This is a genomic window from Streptomyces sp. NPDC087263 (assembly GCF_044744645.1).
Classification (GTDB): domain Bacteria; phylum Actinomycetota; class Actinomycetes; order Streptomycetales; family Streptomycetaceae; genus Streptomyces.
Genome location: NZ_JBIUYT010000017.1, coordinates 1 through 24,358, shown reverse-complemented (window position 1 = coordinate 24,358; position 24,358 = coordinate 1). Strand labels below are relative to the sequence as shown.

Here is a 24,358-nt window from a genome sequence, read left to right as displayed (position 1 = left end):
CAGGTGGGCTATGGGCTTTCGGTCGGCGGGCAATGGGCTTTCGGCGGGGCGGGCTACGGCTTTCTGTAGGGACCCGACAGCGAGTCCCCTACGCGACTGTCGGTGCCCGATTCTCCGCATGCGGGGCGGGACCGATAGGTTTTCGAGTAAGGCGCCTGTCCTGTGCAGGGGCTTCGGACCGTTATCGAAAGGGTGATCCGTTGAGCCGCTCGGTTCTCGTCACCGGAGGCAATCGGGGCATCGGCCTCGCCATCGCCCGCGCGTTCGCCGAGGGCGGCGACAAGGTCGCGATCACTTACCGTTCCGGCGAGCCACCGGCCGTGCTTACCGATCTGGGTTGCCTCGCGGTGAAGTGCGACATCACCGACTCCGAGCAGGTGGAGCAGGCCTACAAGGAGATCGAGGCCGAGCACGGTCCGGTCGAGGTTCTGATCGCCAACGCGGGTGTCACCAAGGACCAGCTCCTGATGCGCATGTCGGAGGAGGACTTCACGTCCGTCCTCGACACCAACCTCACGGGCACCTTCCGCGTCGTGAAGCGGGCCAACCGAGCCATGCTGCGGGCCAAGAAGGGCCGCGTCGTACTGATTTCCTCGGTCGTGGGGCTGCTCGGCTCCGCGGGCCAGGCGAACTACGCCGCCTCCAAGGCCGGCCTGGTCGGTTTCGCGCGCTCGCTCGCCCGTGAACTCGGCTCGCGCAACATCACCTTCAACGTCGTCGCGCCCGGTTTCGTCGACACCGACATGACCAAGGTGCTCACCGACGAGCAGCGCGCGGGCATCGTCAAGCAGGTGCCGCTGGGCCGCTACGCGCAGCCCGAGGAGATCGCCGCCACGGTGCGGTTCCTCGCCTCGGACGACGCCTCGTACATCACTGGAGCCGTCATTCCCGTCGACGGCGGATTGGGCATGGGTCACTGATCACCATGAGCGGAATTCTCGAGGGCAAGCGCGTCCTGATCTCCGGTGTGCTGCTGGAGTCCTCCATCGCCTTCCACGCCGCCAAGCAGGCCCAGGAGCAGGGCGCCGAGATCATCCTGACCGCGTTCCCGCGGCCCACGCTGACCGAGCGCATCGCCAAGAAGCTCCCCAAGCCCACCAAGGTCATCGAGCTCGACGTGACCAACGACGAGCACCTCGCGCGTCTTGCCGACATCGTCGGCGAGGAGCTGGGCGGCCTGGACGGCGTCGTGCACTCCATCGGCTTCGCGCCGCCGGACGCGCTCGGCGGCAACTTCCTCAACACGCCGTTCGAGTCGGTCGCCACCGCCATGCACGTCTCGGCGTTCTCCCTGAAGTCGCTGACCATGGCGTGCCTGCCGCTGATGCAGAGCGGCGGTTCGGTCGTCGGCCTCACCTTCGACGCGTCCTTCGCCTGGCCGCAGTACGACTGGATGGGCCCGGCCAAGGCCGCCCTGGAGGCGACCAGCCGCTACCTCGCCCGCGACCTGGGCAAGCAGAACATCCGCTGCAACCTCATCTCCGCGGGCCCGCTCGGCTCGATGGCCGCCAAGTCCATCCCGGGCTTCGACGAGCTGGCCTCCGTGTGGGACAACCGCTCCCCGCTGGAGTGGGACCTGAAGGACCCGGAGCCGGCCGGCAGGGGCATCGTCGCGCTGCTGAGCGACTGGTTCCCGAAGACCACCGGCGAGATCATCCACGTGGACGGCGGTCTGCACGCCATCGGGGCGTGATTTCCCGTACGAGGCCGACGCCCCGTTTCCCGCAGCGCGCGGGGAGCGGGGCGTCACCCGTTAGGCCCATTTGACGGGCATCCGGGACGGCGCACCACGCACGCTGGGAGGACGCACCGCCCCGCAGCCGTACGGCCGAGGAGGTCCCCTTGTGCGCCTGTCCCGCCGTTTCGCCCCGGTGTTCGCCGCCGTCGCTCTCGTGACGGTTCTGCCGTACGACGCCGTGCCCCACGCGCGCGTGGGCTCCGAGAATCCGCCCGTGCTACAGCCGTTCGGTGCCGAGTGCCGCACCACGGTCACCGGCTCGCATGCCGTCGCGTACTGCCACAACCCTTACGTGGATACCGATCGCGTACGCCTGCACGTCGAGTGCGACCGCTGGTGGGACATCGACAGCGACGGCGCCCTCGTCGGCGCGGGACCGGCGGAGACCGTGCGGCTGACCGGCCGGTGCTGGAAGGAGATCCGGTCGGCCTGGGTCAGCCACCAGAAGTGACGACGGGGTCCTACTGGTTGAGTCGTCCCGGGCGGCACAGGAACGGATAGCCCGCAGCCTCCGTGGCAGCCGCCTCCGCCTCGCCCGCGCGGATCGCGTCCACGAGCCGGGTGTGGTCCATGTACGTCTCCGGCGTCAGCTCCTTGCCGACGTCCTCGCGCAGCCAGTCGCGCAGTACCTCGCCCAGGTCCGCGTACATCGCCGTCATGACGTCGTTGTGGGAGGCGGCCACCACCGCCAGATGGAAGGTCGCGTCGGCGGTCACGAAGGCCTCCGCGTCGCCCGACTCCCAGGCCTCCTCACGGCGTACGAGCAGGCCGTCCAGCTGTTTGAGATCGCGCTCGGTGCGCCGCTCGGCGGCCAGTTTCGCGGCGCTCGACTCCAGCGTGGAGCGCAGCTCGGCGATGTGCCGCGGATCGGCGTCCGCGAAGCGGCGGTGCATCACGCCCGCCAGCTCGCTGGTCGCCGCCACGTAGGTGCCCGAACCCTGTCGGATGTCGAGCAGGCCGTTGTGCGCGAGCGCGCGGACGGCCTCGCGGACCGTGTTGCGGGCGACGCCCAGCTGTTCGACGAGCTCCGGCTCGGTCGGGATGCGGGAGCCCACCGGCCACTCGCCCGAGGTGATCTGGTTCCGCAGCTCGGCGATGACCTGCTCGGACAGTGCCGAACGGCGAGGGTGGCTCAGCGGCATGACGGTCCTTCGTACGGGGCCGGAGGCTCCGGAGACTAACGCAAGGGGATTGGACAGCCAATCATCCCATGATTCTATGATGGGGGACATGGCAAGCGAGGAGACCCGGACGATGCCGTCCGCACCCATACGCAGTTCCGCGGGCACCGAGACGGAGACCGAGCGTGAAACGCCCGCCACGCGCGCGTGGATGACGCGTCTGGTGGTCGTCGCGATCGTCCTCACGGCCCTCAATCTGCGGCCCGCGATCACGAGCCTCGGCGCCCTCCTGGAAGAGGTACGCGACGGACTCGGCATGAGCGGCAGCGTCGCCGGGCTGCTCACCTCCGTGCCGCCGCTCTGTTTCGCGGTCTTCGGGGTGATGGCGCCGCGGCTCGCCCGCCGTTTCGGGCCCGGTGCCGTCGTCTGCGCGGGCATGGTCGCCATCGCGACGGGCCTGGCGATCCGCCCGTACGCCGGGAACACCGTCGGCTTCCTGGCCGCCACCGCACTCGCGCTCATGGGTATCGCCGTCAGCAACGTGCTGATGCCGGTGATCGTCAAGAGCTGGTTCCCGGAGCGGGTCGGCTCGATGACCGGCCTGTACTCCATGGCCCTCGCACTCGGCACCGCGGCCGCTGCGGCGGTGACCGTTCCCATGACCGATGCCCTGGGCGGCAGTTGGCGGTCCGGGCTCGTGGTGTGGGCGGGGCTGGCGGTGGTGGCCGTACTGCCGTGGATACCGCTCACGCGCGCGCGGGGGGCCGGCGCGAGCGGTCGGCAGGGGACCTTCGTGCCCGGTGCGCAGGGGACTTCCGTGCCTGGCTCGCGGGGGGATTCGAGGTCCGGTGTTTCCGGCTCGGTCCCGCACGTGCCCGACGGGCTGCGGATCACCCGGAGCCGTACCGCATGGGCGCTCGCCGTGTTCTTCGGGCTTCAGGCCACCGCGGCGTACATCACGATGGGTTGGATGGCGCAGATCTTCCGCGACGCGGGAGTCTCGGCCGGCACCGCGGGTCTGCTCCTCGCCGTCACGATGGTGATGGGCGTGCCGCTGGCCTTCGTCATCCCGCGCCTCGCCACGCGCCTGCCCCACCAGGGGCCGATCGTGGTCGCGCTCGGCGTCTGCGGTCTCGCCGGATACGCGGGCCTCTACGTCGCCCCCGCGGGCGGCGCCTGGGCCTGGGCCCTGCTGCTCGGCGTCTCCAACTGCGCCTTCCCGCTGGCCCTCACGATGGTCGGCATGCGGGCCAGGACCGGTGCGGGCGTGGCCAAACTGTCGGCCTTCGCGCAGAGCGCCGGTTATCTGATCTCCATTCCCGGGCCGCTCCTCGTGGGCGTGCTCTACCAGCACAGCGGCGGCTGGGGGCTGCCCATCGCTCTCATGGCCGGGCTGATGATCCCGCAGATCGCGGTGGGCATCCTCGCGGGGCGCGACCGCACGGTGGAGGACGAGGCCGCGCGCCGGATATGAGGCTGAGTGCCGAATGTGAGGCCGCGCGCCGGATGCGTTGATGAGGGGTCCGAGCGGGCCCAGGAGCGATCCGAGGGTGCACCCGGGGGGATCCAATCCCGTTGGTGAGGTGGTGACCCCACCCGTGATGGGGCGGGTGAAGGGTGCGAGACTGGGCGTATGCCAGTGCTCGATCCGAACCCCCAGAACGGCCAGAAGAAGATGCTGCTCATCTTCGGCACGTTCCTCGCCATCACCGTGATCATCGGCATCATCGCGACGATCGCCTCACCCTGACCGCCGCGCAGTCCCCTTGAGCGCCGCGTGCTGTCGCTTTGGGCGCCGTGCGCTGTCGTTTTGACCGCCGCGTACGTCCCCCTGGCCGCCATGCCGTCACCGTGCCCGGCGGGGTCCTCGCGGCGCACGCCCGGCGTCCGTGGTGGTGCTGGCCCCCCATCCCCTAGGGGGTGAGTGTCAGGGTCAAGTGGGTGGATCACCGGATGGGTTGAGGGCTCCGGATTCCGTAACTTCGAATTGTGGCCCGCGAGGACGCGGCCACGGACCACTCGAAGACCACGGAGGCGGCATGTCGGCCCCTACGCACCCCCGGCTCCACCCGGCGACCAAGGGCCGCATCGACATCCGGCTGCCCTGGTGGGCCCTCGCGCTGCCGATGCTCGCCTTCGTCACCCTGCTGCTCCTGATACTCAATCCGGTGGACGCGCACGCGGCCGGCGACACCCCCGTGATCACGGATGTCTTCGAGCGCGTCCAGCAGACGGTGCTGAACCAAGCACCATGATCCGCAGGCCACCAGGAGCCCGGATTCGCCCCGCCACCAGGCGCCGTGACCTCCCTGCCCCAGGTGTCGTCAACCGCCCCGCACCGTCGCCCCGAGAGCCCCTGTCACCCCTCCCGGTGCAGCGAGTCAACTCCCTGCGCCCCATGGCGTGTTTCATGCGAAGCTGGGACACATGAGCGTCGCAGAACCCCGCAGGATTGTCCTCTTCCGGCATGCGAAAGCCGACTGGCCACAGGTGTCCGACCACGAGCGGCCGCTCGCCGACCGGGGCCGCAAGGACGCAGCCGTCGCCGGACGCAAGCTGGCCGACACCGGCATCCCCTTCGATCTGGCCCTCTGCTCCACCGCGGCCCGGACGCGTGAGACCTGGAAGCTCGCCGTCCATGAGCTCCAGCACCGGCCGAAGACGGTCTATGAGGAGCGGCTGTACGAAGCCTCGCCGGGCGAGCTGATCGCCGTACTGAACGAAACTCCCGAAGACGCGCAGGACGTGGTCCTGATCGGCCACAACCCAGGAGTGCAGGGCCTCGCCGACATCCTGGCCGGACAGGCCGAAGGTGACACCCGCACCCGGATGAACGACAGAGGATTCCCCGCAGCCGCCTTCGCGGTGCTTTCCCTGGACGGCTCCTGGAAGTCTTTGGAGCCCGGAGCGGCCACCCTGATCGACTACTGGGCGCCGAGCGACTGACGACCCGGCCAAGAGATAGAGAGGGGCCCGGCACCGTGACGGTGCCGGGCCCCGTCGCGAGCATCCTGAGCTCAGTAGCTCAGTAGCTCAGTAGCTCAGTAGCTCAGTAGCTCAGTGGATCTTGGGCGCGATGACTCTTGGGTTCAGTGGTCGTCCAGGTGCATGTCCGCCGCCTCGACCTCTTCGCGCGTGATACCCAGCAGATAGAGAACGGTGTCAAGGAAGGGGAAGTTCACGGCGGTGTGCGCGGCCTCGCGTACGACCGGTTTGGCGTTGAACGCGACGCCGAGACCGGCCGCGTTGAGCATGTCGAGGTCGTTGGCGCCGTCGCCGATCGCCACCGTCTGGGCGAGCGGCACACCCGCCTCGGCGGCGAACCGGCGCAGCAGCCGTGCCTTGCCCGCACGGTCCACGATCTCGCCGGTGACCCTGCCGGTCAGTTTCCCGTCGGCGATCTCCAGGGTGTTGGCCTGCGCGAAGTCCAGCCCGAGCCGCTCCTTGAGGTCATCGGTCACCTGTGTGAACCCGCCGGAGACGACGCCGACTTGGAAGCCGAGCCGTTTCAGCGTGCGGATCAGCGTGCGCGCGCCCGGCGTCAGCCGCACCTCGTTGCGCACCTTGCTCACCACCGAGGCGTCCAGCCCCTTCAGGAGCTCCACGCGCGCGTGCAGCGACTGCTCGAAGTCCAGTTCCCCGCGCATCGCGGCCGCCGTCACCTCGGCGACCTCCTTCTCGCACCCGGCATGCGCGGCGAAGAGCTCGATCACCTCGTCCTGGATGAGCGTCGAGTCCACATCCATCACGACGAGGCGCTGGGCCCTGCGGTGCAGCCCGGCCGCGACCACCGCGATGTCGACGCCGAGCCCCGCGGCCTCGGGTGCCAGAGCGGTGCGCAGCGTCTCGGTCGCCGTACCGGACACGGCGAACTCGACCGCTGTCACGGGGTACTTGGCGAGCCGGAAGATCCGGTCGATGTTGCCGCCGGCCTTCGTGATCCGCGCGGCGATCGCGGCCGTCGACTCCGCCGTGAGCGGGTGCCCGAGCACGGTGACGAGCGAGCGCCCGAGTCCGCGCGGCCGGTTGTCACCGAGGCCGGAGATGATCTCCGCCTGCATCTTCATCGACTCCGCCCAGCTGTGGACGGTCGACCGCAGATCACCTTCGAGCCCGCCGGGCGGCTCGGTCACGAGCGCGCACAGCACCATCCGGCCACGGGTGACGACCTGCTCGATGTCGACCACGTCGACGGAGAAGGCGGCGAGAGTGTCGAAGAGCCCGGCCGTGATGCCCGGCCGGTCCTTGCCGAAGATCTTGACGAGAAGGGTGGGGACATCAGAGGTCTGTGATGCGCTCATGGTGGTATCCACCGTATCTGGCACCCCGTGCCTTCCGCCCCTGAGGTCCGCCCTGCGGACGGGAAACACTGGGTGTCCGGTTCGTGGCGTGGACATGTCCCGGTAGTGAGGCTCACTCCGGGCAGCGATCAGCCCACCCCGGTAGTGAGGCTCACTAACAGGCAGCGATCAGCCCACCCCCCACCCCACACCTCACGCCGGTCGAGTCCGGTCCGGAATCAGTCCCGGCGCCGAGAGCTCCCCGGTGGCGGCGGCCCCTCCTCGGGCGAAGGCGAAGGCGAAGGCGGGGGCGGTGGAGGGGGAGGGGGAGGGGTGCCCCGCGACGGCGACCGTCGCCTGGACGGCGTGGGTGGCGGCGTGTACGGCCCGATCACCGTCGGCGCGCCGTACACGTCGGGCGGCCGCGCCCGCTCGGCAGGCCGGCTGTCCTCGGGTCGGCGGTCCTCGGGCCGACGGTCGTCGGGTTCGCGCAGTTCGTCGGGCAGGCGCAGATACGGATTGGTGTCGGGGTTCGGCGCCCGGTGTGGCGTACTCGGGCTGTACGGTCCCGGCTGCCGGGGGAGTTCCGCGGACCCCTGAGCAACCGGAGCCGTGCCGCCACCCCGGGCCAGCGGCGCCGCCCGACGCCCCGCGGCCCCGCTCGCGTACGCCAGCAGCGCGCCGGCCCCGCCCGCGCCCGCACCCCACAGGGCGCCGAGCAGCAGCGCCATGCCAGGTTGCCCATGGAGTTCGATCCCCGCACCGAACGCGTCGAAGCCGAGCACCGACAGTGAGGCGTCCACGGACACCTCCGTCAGCCACCCCAGCAGCGGCAGTGCCAGTGCCGTCACGATCCCGAGCCGAAGAGCGCAGCGCCCCGCGAAGCCGAGGGCACCCTGCCCCCGTACATCTGTACCGCCCGGCCCCCCGGCGAAGGCGGCATCCCGTGCCCGTACAAATGGCGTACGTGCGGCGGCCAGGACGCCCGCGAACAGCATCGTCAGTGCGGCCGCGACGCCCAACAGCCAGACCCGGCCGTCCAGTTCGGCGAGACGCCCCAGGGTGATCGGCTGGTCGGAGCTGATGTTGAGCAGCTCGTCCATGGGGTCCGGCAGCAGCTTGGCGAGTTCGCCCGTGGCCTGGCCGTCGACGGGGACGAGGAGGCCGACGGGGATGCCGAGCCAGACGCCGTTGGGTGTGCCGAGCAGGGCAGCGCCCGCGATCCGCTTGGGGTTGTCGTCGCCGATCGCCGCGTACGCCGCCGCCGCGAACCCTGCCAGGACCGCCACCAGCAATACCGTGACCAGCGCGGACGCGGCCGGCCGCACCACCCGGTGCACGGCGTCCCAGCCGCGCGGCAGCGGTGTACGACGGGAGGCGAGCAGTGCGATCAGCAGGATCCCAGCAGCCCAGGCGGCGCCGTCGAGCAGCGTCGGCACGGTGTCGACGGTGAAGCCCACGGCCGCCTGCGCGTCCACGAGGTCGCCGATCTGGTCGGGCAGCAGCCCACCGATGTCCCCGATGTCCCCGAGCCCGCCGGGGAGTTGGTCCGTGATGCCGCCAAGGCCGTCGGCGCCCGGCACCTGGTCGAGACCGAGCTCGCTTCCGTCGATGGTGATGATGTCGTGGCCGGCCCAGGCGAGTCCGCCCAGCATCGCCATGAAGAGGACGATCACCGAGCCCGTGCGCGCGAGGAGTTCGGACGGCGCGATCACAGCTCCCGCTGCGCGCAAGGAGCGTAGGAAGAACCACGACAGCAGGAGCGCGCCCACGAGGCCCACCCCCAGTGGCGTGATCTGTATGGCTGTGGTGGCCTCCGCTCCTTTCAGGCCGAAGGCGGACACATCACCGGACGGGGTGACGGAACCACCTGCCCCGAGTGCCACAACCGCCGCGGTCATGGGTCCCAGGGAGCCCGCCGCGTCCGCGCCGAGCAGATGCAGACCCAGCGCGGCCGTGCCCGCCATTCCGATCAGTGCCCAGCTCACAGCGGCGACCGCGGACAGCAGTACGTCTCCCCACGGCACCCCCCTGCCGTACTCAGTGGTCTCGATGTTCGTCATCAGCCCCCCGATCCGCGCCGCGGCGAACCACCGCGCATGTCCCCCTCGCGTGGGATTACCACTCTCCGGGCCGGTTTCAACCCCGTCAACGGAAACGGGCAACCCGCCCGTACACACCCTTCACCGGGCCCGACTTTCGGTCAGGGGGCTCCAACTGAAATAGTTCCCCAGGATGTTCGACATCCCTAGACTCCCTGTGATGGGGCAACTTCGGGGGACAACTCAGTGGGGCATGGAGTGCCGGAACTTGTACTGGAATTGAACGGACGGACCTGGACGCTCGATGCGTCCAGGCCATACACCCTCGGACGTGATCCGCAGGGGGACATCGTGCTCGATGACGCCAGGGTGTCCTGGCGGCACGGCACGATCAGCTGGGACGGCCGTAGCTGGGTCCTGGAGGACCACGGCAGCACCAACGGCACATTCGTGCAGGGGCAGCGGATCCACCAGATGGAGATCGGCCCCGGCTCGGCCGTGCACCTCGGCAACGCGACCGACGGACCGCGTCTGAACCTCTCCGGCGCCGCGGCAGCCGTCGCACAGCCGCAGCAGCAGCCGTTCGCCGCGCAGGGCGCGAACCCCGGCTGGGCTCAGCAGGCACCACCGCAACAGGCTCCGGAGCAGGGCTGGCAGCGGCCGCAGCAGGCCGCGAACATCCCGCCGCAGCAGGGGCCCGGTGGGGGCGCGGCGGCGCCACCGGTCTACGGCGACCGCAGCCCGACCACGTTCCATCAGTTCTCGCTCGGCCGCGTGATGCGCATCGGCCGCGCCCTGGAGAACGAGCTCGTGGTCTCGGACCTGCAGGTCTCGCGCAACCACGCGGAGTTCCACGCGACGCCGGACGGCCGCTACGAGATCCGTGACCTCGGCTCGCACAACGGCACGTACGTCAACGGTATGCCGATCGCCAAGGGCGGCACGACGCTGCTCGGCCCGAACGACATCGTGGGCGTCGGCCACTCGACGTTCCGCCTCGTCGGCGACCGCCTCGAGGAGTTCGTCGACACCGGTGAGGTCTCCTTCTCGGCCCGCCACCTGACGGTGACGGTCGACGGCGGCAAGCAGATCCTCAAGGACGTCTCCTTCGGCGTACCCGAGAAGTCGCTCGTGGCGGTCATCGGCCCCTCGGGCTCCGGCAAGTCGACGCTCCTGAAGGCGCTCACGGGCTATCGCCCCGCCAACGAGGGCGATGTTCTCTACGACAACCGGAACCTGTACAAGCAGTTCGCCGAGCTGCGCCAGCGCATCGGTCTGGTCCCGCAGGACGACATCCTGCACAAGGAACTGACCGTCAAGAAGGCCCTCAAGTACGCGGCCAAGCTCCGCTTCCCCGCCGACACCACGGGCAAGGAGCGCGATGCCCGTATAGACGAGGTGCTGCGCGAGCTGAAGCTGGACATCCACAAGGAGAAGAAGGTCACCTCTCTCTCCGGTGGCCAGCGCAAGCGTGTCTCCGTGGCTCTGGAGCTGCTCACCAAGCCGTCGCTGATCTTCCTGGACGAGCCGACCTCCGGCCTCGACCCGGGCATGGACCGCGACGTCATGCAGCTCCTGCGCGGCCTCGCCGACGACGGCCGTACGGTCCTCGTCGTCACGCACTCCGTGGCCGAACTCGCCATCTGCGACAAGCTCCTGGTGATGGCTCCCGGCGGTGCGGTCGCGTACTTCGGTCCGCCCGAGGAGGCCCTGAACTTCTTCGGCTACGAGACCTGGGCCGACGTCTTCTCCTCCTTCGAGAACTACCGCGACTACGACTGGGCGGGCCGCTGGAAGGGCTCGCAGCACTACCAGATGTACGCGGCGGACATCGACGCCGTCGCCGCGCAGTCGGTGCACATGCCGCCGCCGCAGTCGATGCGGCCGCCGAAGCCGCAGGGCTGGCTGTCCCAGCTGTCCACGCTGATCAGACGTTATGTATCGGTGATCGCGTCGGACAAGGGATTCCTGGCGCTGACGGTGATCCTGCCGCTGGTTCTCGGCTCGGTCAGCATTCTCATCGACCAGGGCGACGACCTGTTGCCCCGGTTCAATGCGTCCGGGGCCAACCAGGGGAACGCCACGGCCCAGACGGTCCTGCTGATCCTCGCTGTCGGCGCCTGCTTCGCGGGTGCGGCCAACTCCGTCCGAGAGCTCATCAAGGAACGGGTGATCTACGAGCGGGAGCGCGCGACCGGCCTGTCCCGCTCGGCGTACCTGATGTCCAAGGTGATCGTGCTCGGGGTGGTCACCATCCTGCAGGGCGGTCTGGTCGGAGCCATCGGCTTCGCCACCCGTGAGGTCCCGAAGGAGGGTCTGTTCCTCGGCAGCATGACAAAGCTGGAACTCACCATCCCCATCATGGCGTTGGGCTTCGCCTCGATGATGTTCGGCCTGGTCATCTCCTCGCTGGTGAAGACGGCCGAGAAGACCATGCCGCTGCTCGTCATGTTCGCGATCGTCCAGGTCGTGTTCACGGGCTGCCTGTTCGCCCTGAACGGCGCGATCGGCGTCAACCAGTTCTCCTACCTGATGCCGTCGCGCTGGGCGGTGGCCGCGGCGGGCGCCACGCTGGACTTCAACGTGCTCAGCCCGAACAAGGACGACCTGTCCAACACGGACCCGCTGTGGGACCACACCATGGCCACGTGGACCCTCGACATGGTCGCCCTCATCGCGCTCGCCGTGGTCTGCGGCTTCCTGGTGGCCCGCTTCCTGCGTCGCCACGAGCCCGAGGTCATGCGCAAGTAAGCACCGCGGGCACGACTGAAGGGCGGCTCCCCAGCAGGGGTGCCGCCCTTCGGCGTACGTGTCAGAGCTCCGCGCCCGGCCTCAGTACGCGCCGTTGACGTTGTCGATCGAACCGTACTTGTCGGCCGCGTAGTTGGCGGCGGCCGTGATGTTGGCGACCGGGTTGTAGATGCTCGTCGACGTGCCGGCCACGTGGTAGGCGTTGAACGTCGGCTGGATGACCTGGAGCAGGCCGATCGACGGGGTGCCGTTCTGGGCGTTGATGTCCCAGCCGTTGATGGCGTTCGGGTTGCCCGTCGACTCCCGCATGATGTTGCGGTACAGCCCGTTGTACGTACCGGGTATGCCGTTCTTCGCCATGATGTCGAGGGACTGGCGGATCCAGCCGTCGAGGTTGTTGGCGTACGTCTTCGCGGCGACGGTCTCCATCTGGGGGCGCGCGGCGGAGCGGCTCGCGGCCTGCTCCTTCGTGCGTGCGTCCGCGGCCTTCTTCTTGGCGGCGTCGGCGGCCGCCTTCTGCTTCGCCGCGATGTCCTGCGTCTTCAGGTCGGCGCCGGCCAGCTGGTCGGTGACGCTGCCCTTCACGTCCTGGATCTGCTGGTCGCTGTAGGCGACGTGGGCCGAGGAGACGGCGGCGTCGCTCGTGGTGGTCCCGGCGTTGCCCGGCACCAGCGAGAACGCCAGGGCGGCGGCACCGAGGGTCGCGACACCGGCGATCGACAGCTTGTGGGCCTTGGTCAGCTTGGGACTATGACCAGGAGTGGCGGTGTTCTTGGGCATGACTGATGGACCTCTTCGAATAGCGCGGAGGTCGCTCCCGGTCCGGGTGGGGACAGAGTGTTTTCCGGAACAAACGCCGCGGGGTGGAACCCGCGGCGCTGAGCGACGGAGGCCATTCTTAGCGGCCGCAAAAACATGTGGCAAAGGTGTGACGTACGAAGCCCGATAGTGGACCCAGGAAGGGCAAAACAGGACAGACTGTCACGCCTTTCCCGCTCACGCAGGTCCCCTTTATCTCCTATGCCCCTTCGTACGTGATGTGCGCCCTATGCTCGGGGTCACACCGGCCACCCGCCGGTCTCACCATTAGTTGCTGGAGCAATGCCCAGAGTGAGGGTTCTCCTCCGGAAGGATGAGGTGCACGTCCCCGAACTCGTGCCAGAGGTAGAGCCCGCTCAGCGCCGCGTCGTAGCTGCGGTCCACGGCAGCCCTTCCCGCGATCGCCTCCAGCATCAGCAGATGCGAGGCCTCCGGCTCGTGCAGCCCCGTCAGCAGCCCGTCGACGACCCGCACGCCCCTCTCCGGGGTCACCACGAGGTCCGTCCAGCCCTTCCGCGCCCGGACCACCCCGTCGGCGTCCGCGGCGGACTCGACAGCGCGTACGGCCGTCGTGCCGACCGCGACGACCCGGCCGTCTCCCGCCTTCGCCGCGTTGATCAGCCGGGCCGACGCCGGCGGCACCTCGAATCTCTCCGGATACGGCGGCTCGTGCGCCTCGGCCGACGCGACCCCGGTGTGCAGCGTGATCGGCGCGAACTGCACGCCCCGGCTCACCAGCTCCGCCACCAGACGCGGAGTGAAGGGCCGTGCGGCACTCGGCATCTCCGCACTGCCCGCGCCGTCAACGGACGGCAGCGCGAACACCGTCTGGTAGACGGACAGCGGCTGGTCCCTCTCCGTATAGGAGTAGCGAATGGGCCGCCCGTGCCGCCGCAGCAGCCCGAGGACGTCCGCGTCCGACACCCGCCCCCACCACAGGCGCGGGCTGCGCGCGGTCAGCGGCTCCTCCAGTACGAGGCGTACGCCCCCGGGGAGGCGCACCCGCGTTCCTGCCGGACCGCCCGCACGCGCACGCGTGGTGCCCCTTCCGTCGGGATCCCGCAGCTCGACGGCCCACCGCCCGTCATCACCGCGCGTGGAGAAATGCACCACCACGCGCGCGTGCCCGATGCTCCCGTCGACGGCCGCGGCCAGCGTCGCAGAGGTGTTGACGACGAGCAGGTCCCCGGCCCGCAGCTGCCCCGGCAGTTCCACGAACTCGTGGTGCGAGACCTCGGTGCCCCGCGAGACGAGCAGCCGCACCGCATCCCGGTCCAGCCCGGGCCCCCGCTGCTCGACCGGTACCCGCGCCGAGAGAACCCCCGTCGTGGTCGTCATCGCGTCTCCAGCAGAGCGGGAGCACCGTAACGACCACTGGCCGGACGCCGGTCCAGCAGCCGCAGAAAGGCCGGAACGACACTGGCCGGCGCCGGCCGCGGATCGTCGTCGTCCGGTACGGCCGCCGCGTACAGGTCCGTGCCCATGTCGCCGGGGTCGACCGCCCAGACCCGCAGCCCGGGCTCCTCCTCGGCGAGCACCGCCGAAAGATGATCGAGCGCGGCCTTCGACGCCCCGTACCCGCCCCACGTCTCGTAGGCCTCGGCAGCAGCGTCCGAGCTGATGTCGATGACGGAGCCCTCCCGCGCGGCCCGCAGCAGCGGCAGCGCCTCCTGGATCAGGCCCAGCGCGGCGACCACGTTGACCTCCAGGGCCCGCCGCAGGCCGTCCAGGGACAGCCCCTCCAGACGTACGAGCGGTTCGGCGCCCAGCGCGCTCGCGTTGTTCACCAGAAGGTCGACGCCCCCGAGCTTCCGGGCCGCCGCCACCAGCTCGGCGCGGTGCCCGGCATCCGTGACATCCCCGGGCAGCGCCTCCACCCGCGTCCCGTACACGGACAGCGCCACCGCCGTCTCCTCCAGCGCCCCCGCCGTCCTCGCGTCCAGCACCAGATCCCAGCCGCGCTCGGCCAGAGCCGCGCCGAGAGCCCGCCCCAACCCCTTCGAAGCCCCCGTGATGATCGCTACCGGCATGCCACCCACGTCCCCTCGTCCTCGACCGCCTTCCTTCGGCGGTGACCTCAACGTAGGAACCCGGCCACCCCCGCCGCCTCGTGCAGGGGTCGCGAAGATCAGGGGCCCTTTGCCCTAGGCCCACCGACCTAGGCGTCGGTGGCCACAGGGCGGATACGGGTTGTCACACCCCGCAGGTACGTTGGGGTCATGAGCCAAGGCCCCCGGTCCGGTCTGTACGCGGTGAGTGCCGCGCTGCTGGCCATGAGCAGGCACCTCGAGGTGCGCGACGTCCTCAAGACGATCGTCGCCTCGGCCCGCGAGCTGCTCGACGCCCAGTACGCGGCGCTCGGGGTCCCGGACGACCACGGAGGCTTCGCCCAGTTCGTCGTGGACGGCATCAGCGACGCCCAGTGGAAGGCCATCGGCCCGCTCCCGCGCCAGCACGGCATCCTCGCCGCGATGCTCCACGAGGCCCGCCCCGAGCGTCTCGCCGATGTCCGCAAGGACCCCCGCTTCGAGGGCTGGCCCGGCGCCCACCCCGACATGTCCGACTTCCTGGGCCTGCCGATCCGCGACGGGGACGAGGTCATCGGCGCCCTGTTCCTCGCCAACAAGAACTGCCCCAAGCCAGACGGCGGTTGCGGCTTCACCGAGGACGACGAGGAACTCCTGACGATCCTCGCCCAGCACGCGGCGATCGCCCTGACGAACGCCCGCCTCTACGAGCGCAGCCGCGAGCTCACCATCACCGAGGAGCGTTCCCGGCTCGCCCACGAACTCCACGACGCCGTCAGCCAGAAGCTCTTCTCCCTGCGCCTCACCGCACAGGCCGCCGCGGCCCTCGTCGACCGCGACCCCTCGCGCGCCAAGGGCGAACTCCAGCAGGTGGCCGCCCTCGCCGCGGAGGCGGCCGACGAACTGCGCGCCGCCGTCGTCGAGTTGCGCCCGGCCGCCCTGGACGAGGATGGACTGGTCGCCACCCTGCGCACCCACATCCAGGTCCTCGACCGCGCCCACTCCGCGCGCGTGACCTTCAGCAGCTGCGGCGTACGAGCGCTGCCCGCCTCCCAGGAGGAGGCCGTGCTGCGCGTCGCCCAGGAAGCCCTGCACAACGCGCTGCGGCACTCCGGCGCGGCTCAGGTGGACGTCACCCTTGAGCGGGACGGACAGGGCGCCGTCCTGCGCGTCACCGACGACGGCAGCGGCTTCGAGCCGGCCGCGATACGCAGTGCGGGACGCCACCTGGGCCTGGTGTCCATGCGTGACCGGTCGAGCGGGGTCGGCGGCACGCTCACCGTGAAATCGGCGCCCGGCAAGGGCACCACGATCGAGATGGAGGTTCCTGGTGGCTGACGCAATCAAGGTGCTGCTCGTCGACGACCACCAAGTGGTCCGCCGGGGCCTGCGCACCTTTCTGGAGATTCAGGACGACATCGAGGTGGTGGGAGAGGCCTCCGACGGCGCCGAAGGCGTCGCCCGCGCCGAGGAGTTGAAGCCCGACGTCGTCCTGATGGACGTCAGGATGCCGGGCATGGACGGCATCGAAGCGCTGCGCAAGCTCCGCGAACTCACCAACCCCGCTCGGGTGTTGATCGTCACCAGCTTCACCGAGAAGCGCACGGTCGTCCCGGCCCTGCGCGCGGGCGCCGCCGGCTATGTGTACAAGGACGTCGACCCCGACGCGCTCGCCGGCGCCATCCGCTCCGTGCACGCCGGGCACATCCTGCTCCAGCCCGAGGTGGCGGGCGTCCTGCTGTCTCAGGAGGAGGTCAACTCGGGCCAGGGGAGAGGCGGTTCGCTCACCGAGCGGGAGCGGGAGGTGCTCGGTCTGATCGCGGACGGCCGCTCCAACCGCGAGATCGCCCGCGCGCTCGTCCTCTCCGAGAAGACCGTCAAGACGCACGTCTCGAACATCCTGATGAAACTCGACCTCGCCGACCGCACCCAGGCCGCACTGTGGGCCGTACGGAACGGTGCGGCCGGGTGACCGGCAATTCGGAGGGTTCCGTTCCGGGCTGAGATTCATACCGTCGGGTGTATGTCCCCCGGATGGCGCAACCTCTGTGGATCTCGGGCGTTCTCCAGTGCGTGCTGCGGGACTTGCCGCAGTGATCGCTAGGAGGGCTTAGAAGTGAAGAACCTGAAGAAGGCCGCCGCTGTCACGATGGTGGCGGGTGGCCTCGTTGCCGCCGGTGCCGGTCTCGCCTCCGCCACGGACGGTGGCTCGCACGCGGACGGCAAGGCCGTGGGCTCGCCGGGCGTCATCTCGGGCAACGCCATCCAGGCCCCGATCCACATCCCGGTGAACGCGGTCGGCAACAGCGTGAACGTCATCGGCGTTCTCAACCCGGCCTTCGGCAACCTCGGCCTCAACCGCTGAGGTCCGTACCGGACCGATCATGACCACCGGCCTCCCGGGTGCCCCCGGGAGGCCGGTCAGGTTGTCCGCTCGTCGGCCCAATGGACCGAATGGGCAGTTCAGTGAAGTCCCCCGTGCCATAAGGGGCGTTTTCTGCGTTGCTCAACGTACGACCCGCGGCCGGGTCGGATCCGCAAACGCAGGAGGAACGCTTCTCATGAACATCACCAAGAAGGCCGCCGTGGCCCTCACCGTCGCCGGTATCGCCGCCGGCGCCTCCGCCGGTGCCGCTGTCGCCGACTCGGGTGCCGAGGCCGCGGCCGTGAAGTCGCCGGGCGTCGCCTCGGGCAACGCCGTCCAGGCCCCGATCCACATCCCGGTGAACGCGGTCGGCAACAGCGTGAACGTCATCGGCCTGCTGAACCCGGCGTTCGGCAACACCGGCGTGAACGACTGACGTCCGCCCCATCAGAGAAGAGCCCCGCGACCGAGAGTGGTCGGCGGGGCTCTTGTCGCTTTCAGGCTGTCCGGCGTTCGAGGACGAGTGCGTTCAGCGCGACAGCGGGGGTCTGGGTGCGGCAGCCCAGGAACAAGGGACGGGTAGAGACGGAGTGGGCGAAAACCCTGCCGGGTCCCCCACTGTCAGCGAACCCCCCGCTCCCGCTCCTCCACAAACGCGTTGTACGCAGCCACCTGCGCCCGCCGCCCCGTCCGCTCCACCGGCCGCAACGCCTCCGCCCGAGCCGCCATCTCCGACGCACTCACCGCGCCGCCATGCCCGTTCTCCTGCGCGACGGAGATCAGCAGGCCCACCCGCTGGGCAAGCTCCAGCACCCGTACCGCACGCGGCGGATACCCCGGAGCAAGCACCTCCCGCCCCCGCTCCGCCCGAGCCCGGTACGCCTCGACCGCCGCCTCGGCAACCGGCCCCGACCCCGCCAAATCCAGCCGCGACAACAGCTCCGTCGCATCCCGCAACGCCTCCGCCAGCTCCCGCTCGGCCTCCCCGAGGGACGGCACATCGGCCGGCGGCGCCTCCCGAACGGCGAGGCAGTGCCAGACGACCTCGACATGCACATCGCCGTCGGGCCCGGCCTCGTACACCTCGGGGACGAGCCCGAGCGCCACCCCGTGGCAGACGACGGCCTCCTCGGCGTCGAGAGCGCGTGTGTTGAAGTCCGGCGGTCCGCTGAGCCCGAGCGGGTGCCCCGGCGCGGGCAGCGCGACCCGCAGCCCGGTCACCCCGAGCGCGCGCAGCCGGCCGATCGCGAGCGTGAGACCGACCGGCCCCACCTCGCCAGGCAGCCCCTCGACCCGGTGTACCGCGTCCTCCCCGACGATGGCGAGGACCGCGTCATCCGGCGAAACAAGTCCGGCCAAAAGGGCGTTTCCCCATGCGGCCAGTCGTCCTGAGCGTGGTTCCGAGAGCATGCCTCCACCCTAAGGACCGGCCGATGGAATGGAGCGGCCGACCGGTGGCGTAGGTTTTCCCTGGGGGCTGCGTCCACAGACGTAAGCGACGGCCGAGACTGCAATGGGAGACAACGCGCTCATGAGCGATGTACTGGAGCTGGAGGACGTATCCGTGGTCCGCGAGGGCCGGGCTCTGGTGGACCAGGTCTCCTGGTCGGTCAAGGAGGGCGAGCGCTGGGTCATCCTCGGCCCGAACGGCGCCGGAAAAACGACCCTCCTGAACCTCGCCTCCAGCTACCTCTTCCCCAGCCAGGGCACCGCCACCATCCTCGGCGAGACCCTCGGCAAGGTCGACGTCTTCGAGCTGCGCCCGCGCATCGGCGTGGCCGGTATCGCCATGGCCGAGAAACTCCCCAAGCGCCAGACCGTCCTGCAGACCGTACTCACGGCCGCGTACGGCATGACCGCCGGCTGGCACGAGGACTACGAGGACATCGACGAGCAGCGCGCCCGCGCCTTCCTCGACCGCCTCGGCATGAGCGACTACCTGGACCGCAGGTTCGGCACGCTCTCCGAGGGCGAGCGCAAGCGCACCCTCATCGCCCGCGCCCTGATGACCGACCCCGAGCTGCTGCTCCTGGACGAGCCCGCCGCGGGCCTCGACCTCGGCGGCCGCGAGGACCTCGTACGCCGTCTCGGCCGTCTCGCCCGCGACCCGATCGCCCCCTCCATGATCATGGTCACGCACCACGTCGAGGAGATCGCCCCCGGCTTCACCCACGTCCTGATGATCCGTCAGGGCAAGGTACTTGCCGCCGGCCCCCTGGAGCTCGAACTCACCTCGCGCAACCTCTCCCTCTGCTTCGGCCTCCCGCTCGTCGTCGAGCAGCTCGGCGAGCGCTGGACCGCGCAGGGGCTGCCCATGTCCTGACCGCGCAAACCTGGGAAGCCCCCGGTAAAAGGCCTGTTCCAACCTGATCGGCGCCCTGTCCGCGGCAGGACCCGCGGACCTACCATGACCATGTGGACGACATCAACGCATGGGTGTGGTGGCTGATCGCCGCCGCAGGGCTCGGCATTCCGCTCGTCGTGACCGCGATGCCCGAGTTCGGGATGTTCGCGGTGGGCGCCGTCGCCGGTTCCGTCACAGCGGGCCTCGGAGGCGGTGTCGTACTCCAAGTCGTCGTCTTCGTCGCCGTATCGGTCGCGCTGCTCGCCGTCGTACGCCCCATCGCGACCCGGCACCGCACACAGCAGCCCCAACTTGCCACGGGCATAGAGGCGTTGAAGGGCAAGCAGGCGGTGGTCCTTGAGCGGGTCGACGGCTCGGGCGGCGGCCGGATCAAGCTCGCCGGGGAGATCTGGTCGGCCCGCTCCCTCGACTCCGGACAGGCCTACGAGGCGGAGCAGGAAGTGGTGGTCGTGGATATCGAGGGCGCCACGGCGATCGTCATGTGACCTCGCACGACACAACTGAACCGAACGCCCCACAGCACAGACAACTGTCTGTCACACTCGTCCAGCAAGATCTTCAACAACCATAAGATCTTCAGGAATTACCGAGCGGAGAAGGGTACGGGGAGCAACGATGGAACCGATCATCATCGTCCTGATCATTCTGGTGGTGTTGGTCTTCATCGCCCTGATCAAGACCATCCAGGTGATCCCGCAGGCAAGCGCAGCCATCGTCGAGCGCTTCGGCCGCTACACGCGGACACTGAACGCCGGACTGAACATCGTCGTCCCGTTCATCGACTCCATCCGTAACCGCATCGACCTGCGCGAACAGGTCGTACCGTTCCCGCCGCAGCCGGTGATCACCCAGGACAACCTGGTCGTCAACATCGACACCGTCATCTACTACCAGGTGACCGACGCCCGCGCCGCGACGTACGAGGTCGCCAGCTACATCCAGGCCATCGAGCAGCTCACCGTCACCACCCTGCGCAACATCATCGGTGGCATGGACCTGGAGCGGACCCTCACCTCCCGCGAGGAGATCAACGCGGCGCTGCGCGGCGTCCTCGACGAGGCAACCGGCAAGTGGGGCATCCGCGTCAACCGCGTCGAGCTCAAGGCGATCGAGCCGCCCACCTCCATCCAGGACTCGATGGAGAAGCAGATGCGCGCCGACCGCGACAAGCGCGCCGCGATCCTCACCGCCGAAGGTATCCGGCAGTCCGCGATCCTCACCGCCGAAGGTGAGAAGCAGTCCTCGATCCTGCGCGCCGAAGGTGATGCCAAGGCCGCCGCTCTGCGCGCCGAGGGCGAGGCCCAGGCCATCCGCACGGTCTTCGAGTCCATCCACGCCGGAGACGCCGACGAGAAGCTCCTCGCCTACCAGTACCTCCAGATGCTCCCGAAGATCGCCGAGGGCGACGCCAACAAGCTCTGGATCGTGCCGAGCGAGATCGGTGACGCGCTCAAGGGCCTGAGTGGCGCCATGGGCAACATGGGTCCGATGGGCGGCAATTCGGGCGGCAATTCGGGCGGCGGAGGTAGCGAGCGCCGCGAGAAGCCGTCCGTCACCGACTGACGAACGCGCGTGTACGTGACTGGGGCCCGCCTTCCGATGAAGGCGGGCCCCAGTCACGTACGCCGACCTACGCGGCCGGCTGTATCAGCCACTGGGGCAGCGCGGCGAAGTCGTCCCGGCCCAGCGCCAGCAGCATCGCGTCCGCAGGCGTCGGCTCGAACGGCTGCCGCAGCAGCGGCATACCCGCCTGGTCCGGCGTACGGGCAGCTTTGCGGTGATTGTCCTCGGCGCACGAGGCGACCGTGTTCAGCCAGGCGTCCTGACCGCCCTGCGCCCTCGGCACCACGTGGTCCACGGTCGTCGCCCGCCTGCCGCAGTACGCGCACTTGTGCCGGTCGCGGATCAGCACACCGCGCCTCGACCACGGAGCTTGTCTTCGGAACGGCACCCGGACATAGCGGCAGAGCCTGATCACCCGCGGCACGGGTATGTCGAGCGCGGCTCCGCGCATACGCAGCTCGGGGTGGGCCTGCTCCACGACAGCCTTGTCCTGCAGCACCAGAACGACGGCGCGGTTCAACGTCACCGTCGACAGCGGCTCAAAGCTCGCATTCAGCACCAGCGTGTCCCGCATCCAGCCCACCTCCTCTGCGCACAAGCCCACTCCGTGGCGGGCTTGGATCAACTCTGGCCGGGCACGCCGAGATGGACAACGCAATAAAAAATGCCCGCCTCTGATCACTTCCAAGACCAGAGACGGGCAAACGTTCCGTGAACCCTCAGCTGTCCGCGCCTGCCGCGTACTCCGCGATCAGCTGGGCCCGTGCCAGGGTGTGGAACCGCAGATTGAAGCCCACGACCGCGGGCGACGCATCCGCGTCAGGACCGAGTTTCTCCTGATCGACGGCGTACACCGTGAAGACGTACCGGTGCGCCGGATCCCCGGGCGGCGGCGCGGCGCCACCGAAGTCCCTGGACCCGTAGTCGTTGCGCACCTGGACCGCGCCTTCGGGCAGCCCCTCGAACTTGCCGGTGCCCGCACCCTCCGACAGCTCGGTGACCGAGGCCGGAATATCGAAGACGGACCAGTGCCAGAACCCGCTGCCCGTGGGGGCGTCCGGGTCGTAGCAGGTCACGGCGAAGCTCTTGGTCTCCGGCGGGAAGCCCTCCCAGCGCAGCTGCGGCGAGGTGTTCCCCGCCGCGTAGACCTGAGCGTCCTTGAGTGTCGCACCCTGCTCGACATCATCGCTCGTGACCGTGAAGGACGGCACGGGCGGATGGAAGTCATGGGGGAGCGGCGGCCGCTTGAGCTCGGTCACCTCGGTACCTCCTGATCGGTGGTGACGGTTCCCGGCCGAGCCTAGAACCAGCTGCGCTTGCTGCCGACCTCCGACAGCCACTGGTTCAGGTACGCGGCCCAGTCCGTGCCCTGGTAGTCGTGCAACCCCACCTGGAAGGAACGGAACGAGTCGCTGCCCTCACTGAAGAGGCCCGGCTTCTTGTCCATCTCCAGGATGACGTCCATCTCGCGATCGTCCGCGACGAAGCTCAGCTCCACCTGGTTCAGCCCGCGGTACTGCGACGGCGGGAAGAACTCGATCTCCTGGTAGAAGGGCAGCTTCTGCCGCGTACCCCGAATGTGACCGCGCTCCAGGTCCGCGTTCTTGAAACGGAAGCCGAGCTGGAGGAACGCGTTCAGGAGCGCCTGCTGCGCCGGCAGCGGGTGCACGCTGATCGGGTCCAGGTCGCTGGAGTCGATGGCGCGCGCGATCTGCAGCTCCGTGGTCACCCCGATGTTCATCCCCCGCAGCGGCTGACCGTCGATCGTCGTGATCGGCGTCTCCCACGGGATCTCGAGGCCGAACGGAACCGCGTGCACACCGTTGGCCTGCAGTTCGAAGGCCCCACCGAGCCGCAGCTTGGTGAACTCGACGTCCTGCTTGTACTCCTGGTCCTGGCCCTCGACCTCGACCTTGGCCTGCAGACCGACCGACAGACCCTCGATCGCCTGGTTCACGGACCCGCCCTGGATCCGCACCTCCCCTTGTACGACGCCGCCCGGAACGGTGTTGATCTCGGTCAACACCGTCTCGACCGAAGCCCCACCGGCCCCCAGGCTCGCAAGCAGCCGCTTGAACCCCATGTCACTTCCTCCCCAGGCAACGCCTGTTCTGTCCTGTGTCTGCTGTCTGTCTGGATTCCTTGATCCCTACAAACGCAATCCGACCGTCGCCGGTTCCGCGTTCTCACCCTTCCAAGGGAGACGCCCCCTGACCACCCCGCCGACACGCACCCGTCTGGACTACGCTCGTACGCCATGATCACGGCCCCTGACCGTACGCCCCTCACACGCGAGTTCTTCGACCGACCTGTACTGGACGTGGCCCCCGACCTCCTGGGGCGCATCCTGGTACGCAGCACGCCGGACGGGCCGATCGAGCTCCGCCTCACAGAGGTCGAGGCGTACGACGGCCCGAACGACCCCGGCTCCCACGCCTATCGCGGCCGCACAGCCCGCAACGACGTGATGTTCGGGCCGCCCGGACGTGTGTACGTCTACTTCACCTATGGCATGTGGCACTGCATGAACCTGGTGTGCGGCCCCGAGGGCATGCCCTGCGCGGTCCTGCTCCGTGCCGGCGAGGTCACCGAGGGCGCCGATCTCACCCGCAAACGTCGACTCTCGGCCCGAAATGACAAAGAACTGGCCAAAGGGCCCGCCCGGCTGGCCACGGCCCTGGACGTGGACCGCGCCCTCGACGGCACCGACGCCTGTGCCCTGGGGGGCGGTCCGCTGACTCTCCTCACGGGCGCTCCCGTCCACTCCGACCAGGTACGCAGCGGTCCCCGCACGGGCGTGGCCGGCGACGGGGGCGTTCACCCGTGGCGTTTCTGGATCGCCAACGACCCGACGGTGAGCCCATATCGGGCCCATGTGCCCAGGCGTCCCCGAACTTGACTCGCCCCTGGGGGGTCCGTAACGTAGCCCGAGCCGCTTGAACCGGTTACGGCGTTCAGCCAGCAGCCGAGAGCGGCCAACCCACTACCTACGACTCCCCTCGACAGGGGCGAATTCGGCGTGCCTGCATGCCGTAATTCGAACTCGCGGAACTCGATTATGAGTTGCGGAGGGAATCGGCTAACGTAGTGAATGTCGAAAAGCCGCGAAGCAAAAGCATTCAAAGGCTTGAGGCAAATCCCACCGACAGGGAATCGGGTCCGAAAGGGTCTGGTAGAGTCGGAAACGCAAGTCCGAAGGGAAACGCCCGGAGGAAAGCCTGAGAGAGTCTCTCGGGTGAGTACGAAGGAAGTGTCCGTTCCTTGAGAACTCAACAGCGTGCCAAAAA

26 protein-coding genes are annotated in these 24,358 nt (G+C 69.2%); 16 read left to right on the top strand and 10 right to left on the bottom strand.

Annotated elements, in window-relative coordinates:
• Positions 1-200: 200 nt before the first annotated feature.
• The 3 genes from fabG (at position 201) to ACIPC1_RS38090 (ending at position 2,189) form a co-directional block, all read left to right on the top strand.
• Positions 201-920: a 3-oxoacyl-[acyl-carrier-protein] reductase gene (fabG, locus tag ACIPC1_RS38100; protein WP_384385046.1), complete on the top strand. Its 720-nt coding sequence runs from the start codon at positions 201-203 to the stop codon at positions 918-920.
• Positions 921-925: 5 nt separating this feature from the next.
• Positions 926-1,693, top strand: a complete 768-nt coding sequence (gene fabI / locus ACIPC1_RS38095) for an enoyl-ACP reductase FabI (protein WP_402525828.1) — start codon at positions 926-928, stop codon at positions 1,691-1,693.
• A gap of 151 nt (positions 1,694-1,844) precedes the next feature.
• A complete protein-coding gene (locus ACIPC1_RS38090) occupies positions 1,845-2,189 on the top strand; it encodes a hypothetical protein (protein ID WP_402525826.1) in 345 nt (114 codons plus the stop codon).
• Between the two features lie 10 nt (positions 2,190-2,199).
• Here ACIPC1_RS38090 and ACIPC1_RS38085 read toward each other — a convergent pair whose 3' ends face one another.
• A complete protein-coding gene (locus ACIPC1_RS38085) occupies positions 2,200-2,880 on the bottom strand; it encodes a FadR/GntR family transcriptional regulator (protein ID WP_384385037.1) in 681 nt (226 codons plus the stop codon).
• Between the two features lie 88 nt (positions 2,881-2,968).
• Here ACIPC1_RS38085 and ACIPC1_RS38080 point away from each other — a divergent pair, with 88 nt between their 5' ends.
• The 4 genes from ACIPC1_RS38080 to ACIPC1_RS38065 all read left to right on the top strand — a co-directional run bounded on the left by ACIPC1_RS38080 (position 2,969) and on the right by ACIPC1_RS38065 (position 5,805).
• Positions 2,969-4,333 carry a CynX/NimT family MFS transporter gene (locus ACIPC1_RS38080; protein ID WP_402525824.1) on the top strand — a complete coding sequence of 455 codons (1,365 nt, stop codon included), beginning with the start codon at positions 2,969-2,971 and terminating at the stop codon, positions 4,331-4,333.
• Positions 4,334-4,492: 159 nt separating this feature from the next.
• Entirely contained in the window at positions 4,493-4,609 is a 117-nt protein-coding gene (locus tag ACIPC1_RS38075; protein ID WP_384385033.1) for an SGM_5486 family transporter-associated protein, read from the top strand.
• A gap of 289 nt (positions 4,610-4,898) precedes the next feature.
• Positions 4,899-5,114 carry a hypothetical protein gene (locus ACIPC1_RS38070; RefSeq protein WP_402525821.1) on the top strand — a complete coding sequence of 72 codons (216 nt, stop codon included), beginning with the start codon at positions 4,899-4,901 and terminating at the stop codon, positions 5,112-5,114.
• A gap of 172 nt (positions 5,115-5,286) precedes the next feature.
• The gene (locus ACIPC1_RS38065; protein WP_402525819.1) at positions 5,287-5,805 is read left to right on the top strand and encodes a SixA phosphatase family protein; all 519 of its coding nucleotides are present in this window, start codon (positions 5,287-5,289) and stop codon (positions 5,803-5,805) included.
• A gap of 143 nt (positions 5,806-5,948) precedes the next feature.
• Here the strand turns inward: ACIPC1_RS38065 and serB are convergent, their stop codons facing one another.
• Complete coding sequence (serB, locus tag ACIPC1_RS38060) at positions 5,949-7,160, bottom strand: phosphoserine phosphatase SerB (RefSeq protein WP_402525816.1); 1,212 nt, start codon at positions 7,158-7,160, stop codon at positions 5,949-5,951.
• A 218-nt stretch (positions 7,161-7,378) separates the two neighbouring features.
• Positions 7,379-9,202 carry a streptophobe family protein gene (locus tag ACIPC1_RS38055; protein WP_402525813.1) on the bottom strand — a complete coding sequence of 608 codons (1,824 nt, stop codon included), beginning with the start codon at positions 9,200-9,202 and terminating at the stop codon, positions 7,379-7,381.
• A gap of 237 nt (positions 9,203-9,439) precedes the next feature.
• Between ACIPC1_RS38055 and ACIPC1_RS38050 the strand changes: the two genes are divergently transcribed.
• A complete protein-coding gene (locus ACIPC1_RS38050; protein ID WP_402525811.1) occupies positions 9,440-11,932 on the top strand; it encodes an FHA domain-containing protein in 2,493 nt (830 codons plus the stop codon).
• Positions 11,933-12,013: 81 nt separating this feature from the next.
• On the opposite strand, the gene ACIPC1_RS38045 is transcribed toward ACIPC1_RS38050, so the two are convergent.
• The 3 genes from ACIPC1_RS38045 to ACIPC1_RS38035 form a co-directional block, all read right to left on the bottom strand.
• On the bottom strand, positions 12,014-12,712 hold the full coding sequence (locus ACIPC1_RS38045) for a transglycosylase SLT domain-containing protein (protein ID WP_402525809.1): 699 nt from the start codon (positions 12,710-12,712) through the stop codon (positions 12,014-12,016).
• Between the two features lie 306 nt (positions 12,713-13,018).
• Positions 13,019-14,089, bottom strand: coding sequence for an S-adenosylmethionine:tRNA ribosyltransferase-isomerase (locus ACIPC1_RS38040; RefSeq protein WP_402525807.1), 1,071 nt, complete (start codon positions 14,087-14,089; stop codon positions 13,019-13,021).
• Positions 14,086-14,781, bottom strand: a complete 696-nt coding sequence (locus ACIPC1_RS38035; protein WP_402525805.1) for an SDR family NAD(P)-dependent oxidoreductase — start codon at positions 14,779-14,781, stop codon at positions 14,086-14,088. Before ACIPC1_RS38035 ends, ACIPC1_RS38040 begins: the two co-directional genes overlap by 4 nt.
• 189 nt (positions 14,782-14,970) lie before the next feature.
• Here ACIPC1_RS38035 and ACIPC1_RS38030 point away from each other — a divergent pair, with 189 nt between their 5' ends.
• From ACIPC1_RS38030 to ACIPC1_RS38015, 4 genes are all read left to right on the top strand, one after another.
• The gene (locus tag ACIPC1_RS38030) at positions 14,971-16,116 is read left to right on the top strand and encodes a GAF domain-containing sensor histidine kinase (protein WP_402525803.1); all 1,146 of its coding nucleotides are present in this window, start codon (positions 14,971-14,973) and stop codon (positions 16,114-16,116) included.
• The gene (locus ACIPC1_RS38025; protein WP_402525801.1) at positions 16,109-16,750 is read left to right on the top strand and encodes a response regulator; all 642 of its coding nucleotides are present in this window, start codon (positions 16,109-16,111) and stop codon (positions 16,748-16,750) included. Before ACIPC1_RS38030 ends, ACIPC1_RS38025 begins: the two co-directional genes overlap by 8 nt.
• Before the next feature lie 144 nt (positions 16,751-16,894).
• Positions 16,895-17,143 carry a chaplin ChpE gene (chpE, locus tag ACIPC1_RS38020; protein WP_402525799.1) on the top strand — a complete coding sequence of 83 codons (249 nt, stop codon included), beginning with the start codon at positions 16,895-16,897 and terminating at the stop codon, positions 17,141-17,143.
• A gap of 196 nt (positions 17,144-17,339) precedes the next feature.
• On the top strand, positions 17,340-17,579 hold the full coding sequence (locus tag ACIPC1_RS38015) for a chaplin (RefSeq protein ID WP_402525797.1): 240 nt from the start codon (positions 17,340-17,342) through the stop codon (positions 17,577-17,579).
• Positions 17,580-17,764: 185 nt separating this feature from the next.
• Here ACIPC1_RS38015 and ACIPC1_RS38010 read toward each other — a convergent pair whose 3' ends face one another.
• Entirely contained in the window at positions 17,765-18,553 is a 789-nt protein-coding gene (locus ACIPC1_RS38010; protein WP_402525794.1) for a hypothetical protein, read from the bottom strand.
• Positions 18,554-18,674: 121 nt separating this feature from the next.
• Between ACIPC1_RS38010 and ACIPC1_RS38005 the strand changes: the two genes are divergently transcribed.
• The 3 genes from ACIPC1_RS38005 to ACIPC1_RS37995 all read left to right on the top strand — a co-directional run bounded on the left by ACIPC1_RS38005 (position 18,675) and on the right by ACIPC1_RS37995 (position 21,071).
• Positions 18,675-19,466 (top strand): ABC transporter ATP-binding protein, encoded by a 792-nt coding sequence (locus ACIPC1_RS38005; RefSeq protein ID WP_384393297.1) that lies wholly within the window; start codon positions 18,675-18,677, stop codon positions 19,464-19,466.
• 92 nt (positions 19,467-19,558) lie between these two features.
• Positions 19,559-19,993 (top strand): NfeD family protein, encoded by a 435-nt coding sequence (locus ACIPC1_RS38000; protein WP_384393300.1) that lies wholly within the window; start codon positions 19,559-19,561, stop codon positions 19,991-19,993.
• 130 nt (positions 19,994-20,123) lie between these two features.
• The gene (locus ACIPC1_RS37995) at positions 20,124-21,071 is read left to right on the top strand and encodes an SPFH domain-containing protein (RefSeq protein WP_402525790.1); all 948 of its coding nucleotides are present in this window, start codon (positions 20,124-20,126) and stop codon (positions 21,069-21,071) included.
• A gap of 67 nt (positions 21,072-21,138) precedes the next feature.
• Here ACIPC1_RS37995 and ACIPC1_RS37990 read toward each other — a convergent pair whose 3' ends face one another.
• The 3 genes from ACIPC1_RS37990 to ACIPC1_RS37980 all read right to left on the bottom strand — a co-directional run bounded on the left by ACIPC1_RS37990 (position 21,139) and on the right by ACIPC1_RS37980 (position 23,154).
• Entirely contained in the window at positions 21,139-21,645 is a 507-nt protein-coding gene (locus ACIPC1_RS37990) for an HNH endonuclease (protein WP_402525788.1), read from the bottom strand.
• Between the two features lie 145 nt (positions 21,646-21,790).
• Positions 21,791-22,330: a YbhB/YbcL family Raf kinase inhibitor-like protein gene (locus ACIPC1_RS37985; RefSeq protein ID WP_402525785.1), complete on the bottom strand. Its 540-nt coding sequence runs from the start codon at positions 22,328-22,330 to the stop codon at positions 21,791-21,793.
• 41 nt (positions 22,331-22,371) lie between these two features.
• On the bottom strand, positions 22,372-23,154 hold the full coding sequence (locus ACIPC1_RS37980; protein ID WP_402525783.1) for a sporulation protein: 783 nt from the start codon (positions 23,152-23,154) through the stop codon (positions 22,372-22,374).
• 174 nt (positions 23,155-23,328) lie between these two features.
• On the opposite strand from ACIPC1_RS37980, the gene ACIPC1_RS37975 reads away from it, so the two are divergent.
• Entirely contained in the window at positions 23,329-23,970 is a 642-nt protein-coding gene (locus ACIPC1_RS37975; protein WP_402525781.1) for a DNA-3-methyladenine glycosylase, read from the top strand.
• Positions 23,971-24,358: the final 388 nt, after the last annotated feature.

What these genes read in the sequence shown, in the direction of transcription:
- fabI (WP_402525828.1), top strand. Translation starts at nt 926, where the DNA reads ATGAGCGGAATTCTCGAGGGCAAGCGCGTCCTGATCTCCGGTGTGCTG.
- ACIPC1_RS38085 (WP_384385037.1), bottom strand. Translation starts at nt 2,880, where the DNA reads ATGCCGCTGAGCCACCCTCGCCGTTCGGCACTGTCCGAGCAGGTCATC.
- ACIPC1_RS38080 (WP_402525824.1), top strand. Translation starts at nt 2,969, where the DNA reads ATGGCAAGCGAGGAGACCCGGACGATGCCGTCCGCACCCATACGCAGT.
- ACIPC1_RS38075 (WP_384385033.1), top strand. Translation starts at nt 4,493, where the DNA reads ATGCCAGTGCTCGATCCGAACCCCCAGAACGGCCAGAAGAAGATGCTG.
- ACIPC1_RS38070 (WP_402525821.1), top strand. Translation starts at nt 4,899, where the DNA reads ATGTCGGCCCCTACGCACCCCCGGCTCCACCCGGCGACCAAGGGCCGC.
- ACIPC1_RS38065 (WP_402525819.1), top strand. Translation starts at nt 5,287, where the DNA reads ATGAGCGTCGCAGAACCCCGCAGGATTGTCCTCTTCCGGCATGCGAAA.
- serB (WP_402525816.1), bottom strand. Translation starts at nt 7,160, where the DNA reads ATGAGCGCATCACAGACCTCTGATGTCCCCACCCTTCTCGTCAAGATC.
- ACIPC1_RS38055 (WP_402525813.1), bottom strand. Translation starts at nt 9,202, where the DNA reads ATGACGAACATCGAGACCACTGAGTACGGCAGGGGGGTGCCGTGGGGA.
- ACIPC1_RS38045 (WP_402525809.1), bottom strand. Translation starts at nt 12,712, where the DNA reads ATGCCCAAGAACACCGCCACTCCTGGTCATAGTCCCAAGCTGACCAAG.
- ACIPC1_RS38040 (WP_402525807.1), bottom strand. Translation starts at nt 14,089, where the DNA reads ATGACGACCACGACGGGGGTTCTCTCGGCGCGGGTACCGGTCGAGCAG.
- ACIPC1_RS38035 (WP_402525805.1), bottom strand. Translation starts at nt 14,781, where the DNA reads ATGCCGGTAGCGATCATCACGGGGGCTTCGAAGGGGTTGGGGCGGGCT.
- ACIPC1_RS38030 (WP_402525803.1), top strand. Translation starts at nt 14,971, where the DNA reads ATGAGCCAAGGCCCCCGGTCCGGTCTGTACGCGGTGAGTGCCGCGCTG.
- ACIPC1_RS38015 (WP_402525797.1), top strand. Translation starts at nt 17,340, where the DNA reads ATGAACATCACCAAGAAGGCCGCCGTGGCCCTCACCGTCGCCGGTATC.
- ACIPC1_RS38010 (WP_402525794.1), bottom strand. Translation starts at nt 18,553, where the DNA reads ATGCTCTCGGAACCACGCTCAGGACGACTGGCCGCATGGGGAAACGCC.
- ACIPC1_RS38005 (WP_384393297.1), top strand. Translation starts at nt 18,675, where the DNA reads ATGAGCGATGTACTGGAGCTGGAGGACGTATCCGTGGTCCGCGAGGGC.
- ACIPC1_RS37995 (WP_402525790.1), top strand. Translation starts at nt 20,124, where the DNA reads ATGGAACCGATCATCATCGTCCTGATCATTCTGGTGGTGTTGGTCTTC.
- ACIPC1_RS37990 (WP_402525788.1), bottom strand. Translation starts at nt 21,645, where the DNA reads ATGCGGGACACGCTGGTGCTGAATGCGAGCTTTGAGCCGCTGTCGACG.
- ACIPC1_RS37980 (WP_402525783.1), bottom strand. Translation starts at nt 23,154, where the DNA reads ATGGGGTTCAAGCGGCTGCTTGCGAGCCTGGGGGCCGGTGGGGCTTCG.
- ACIPC1_RS37975 (WP_402525781.1), top strand. Translation starts at nt 23,329, where the DNA reads ATGATCACGGCCCCTGACCGTACGCCCCTCACACGCGAGTTCTTCGAC.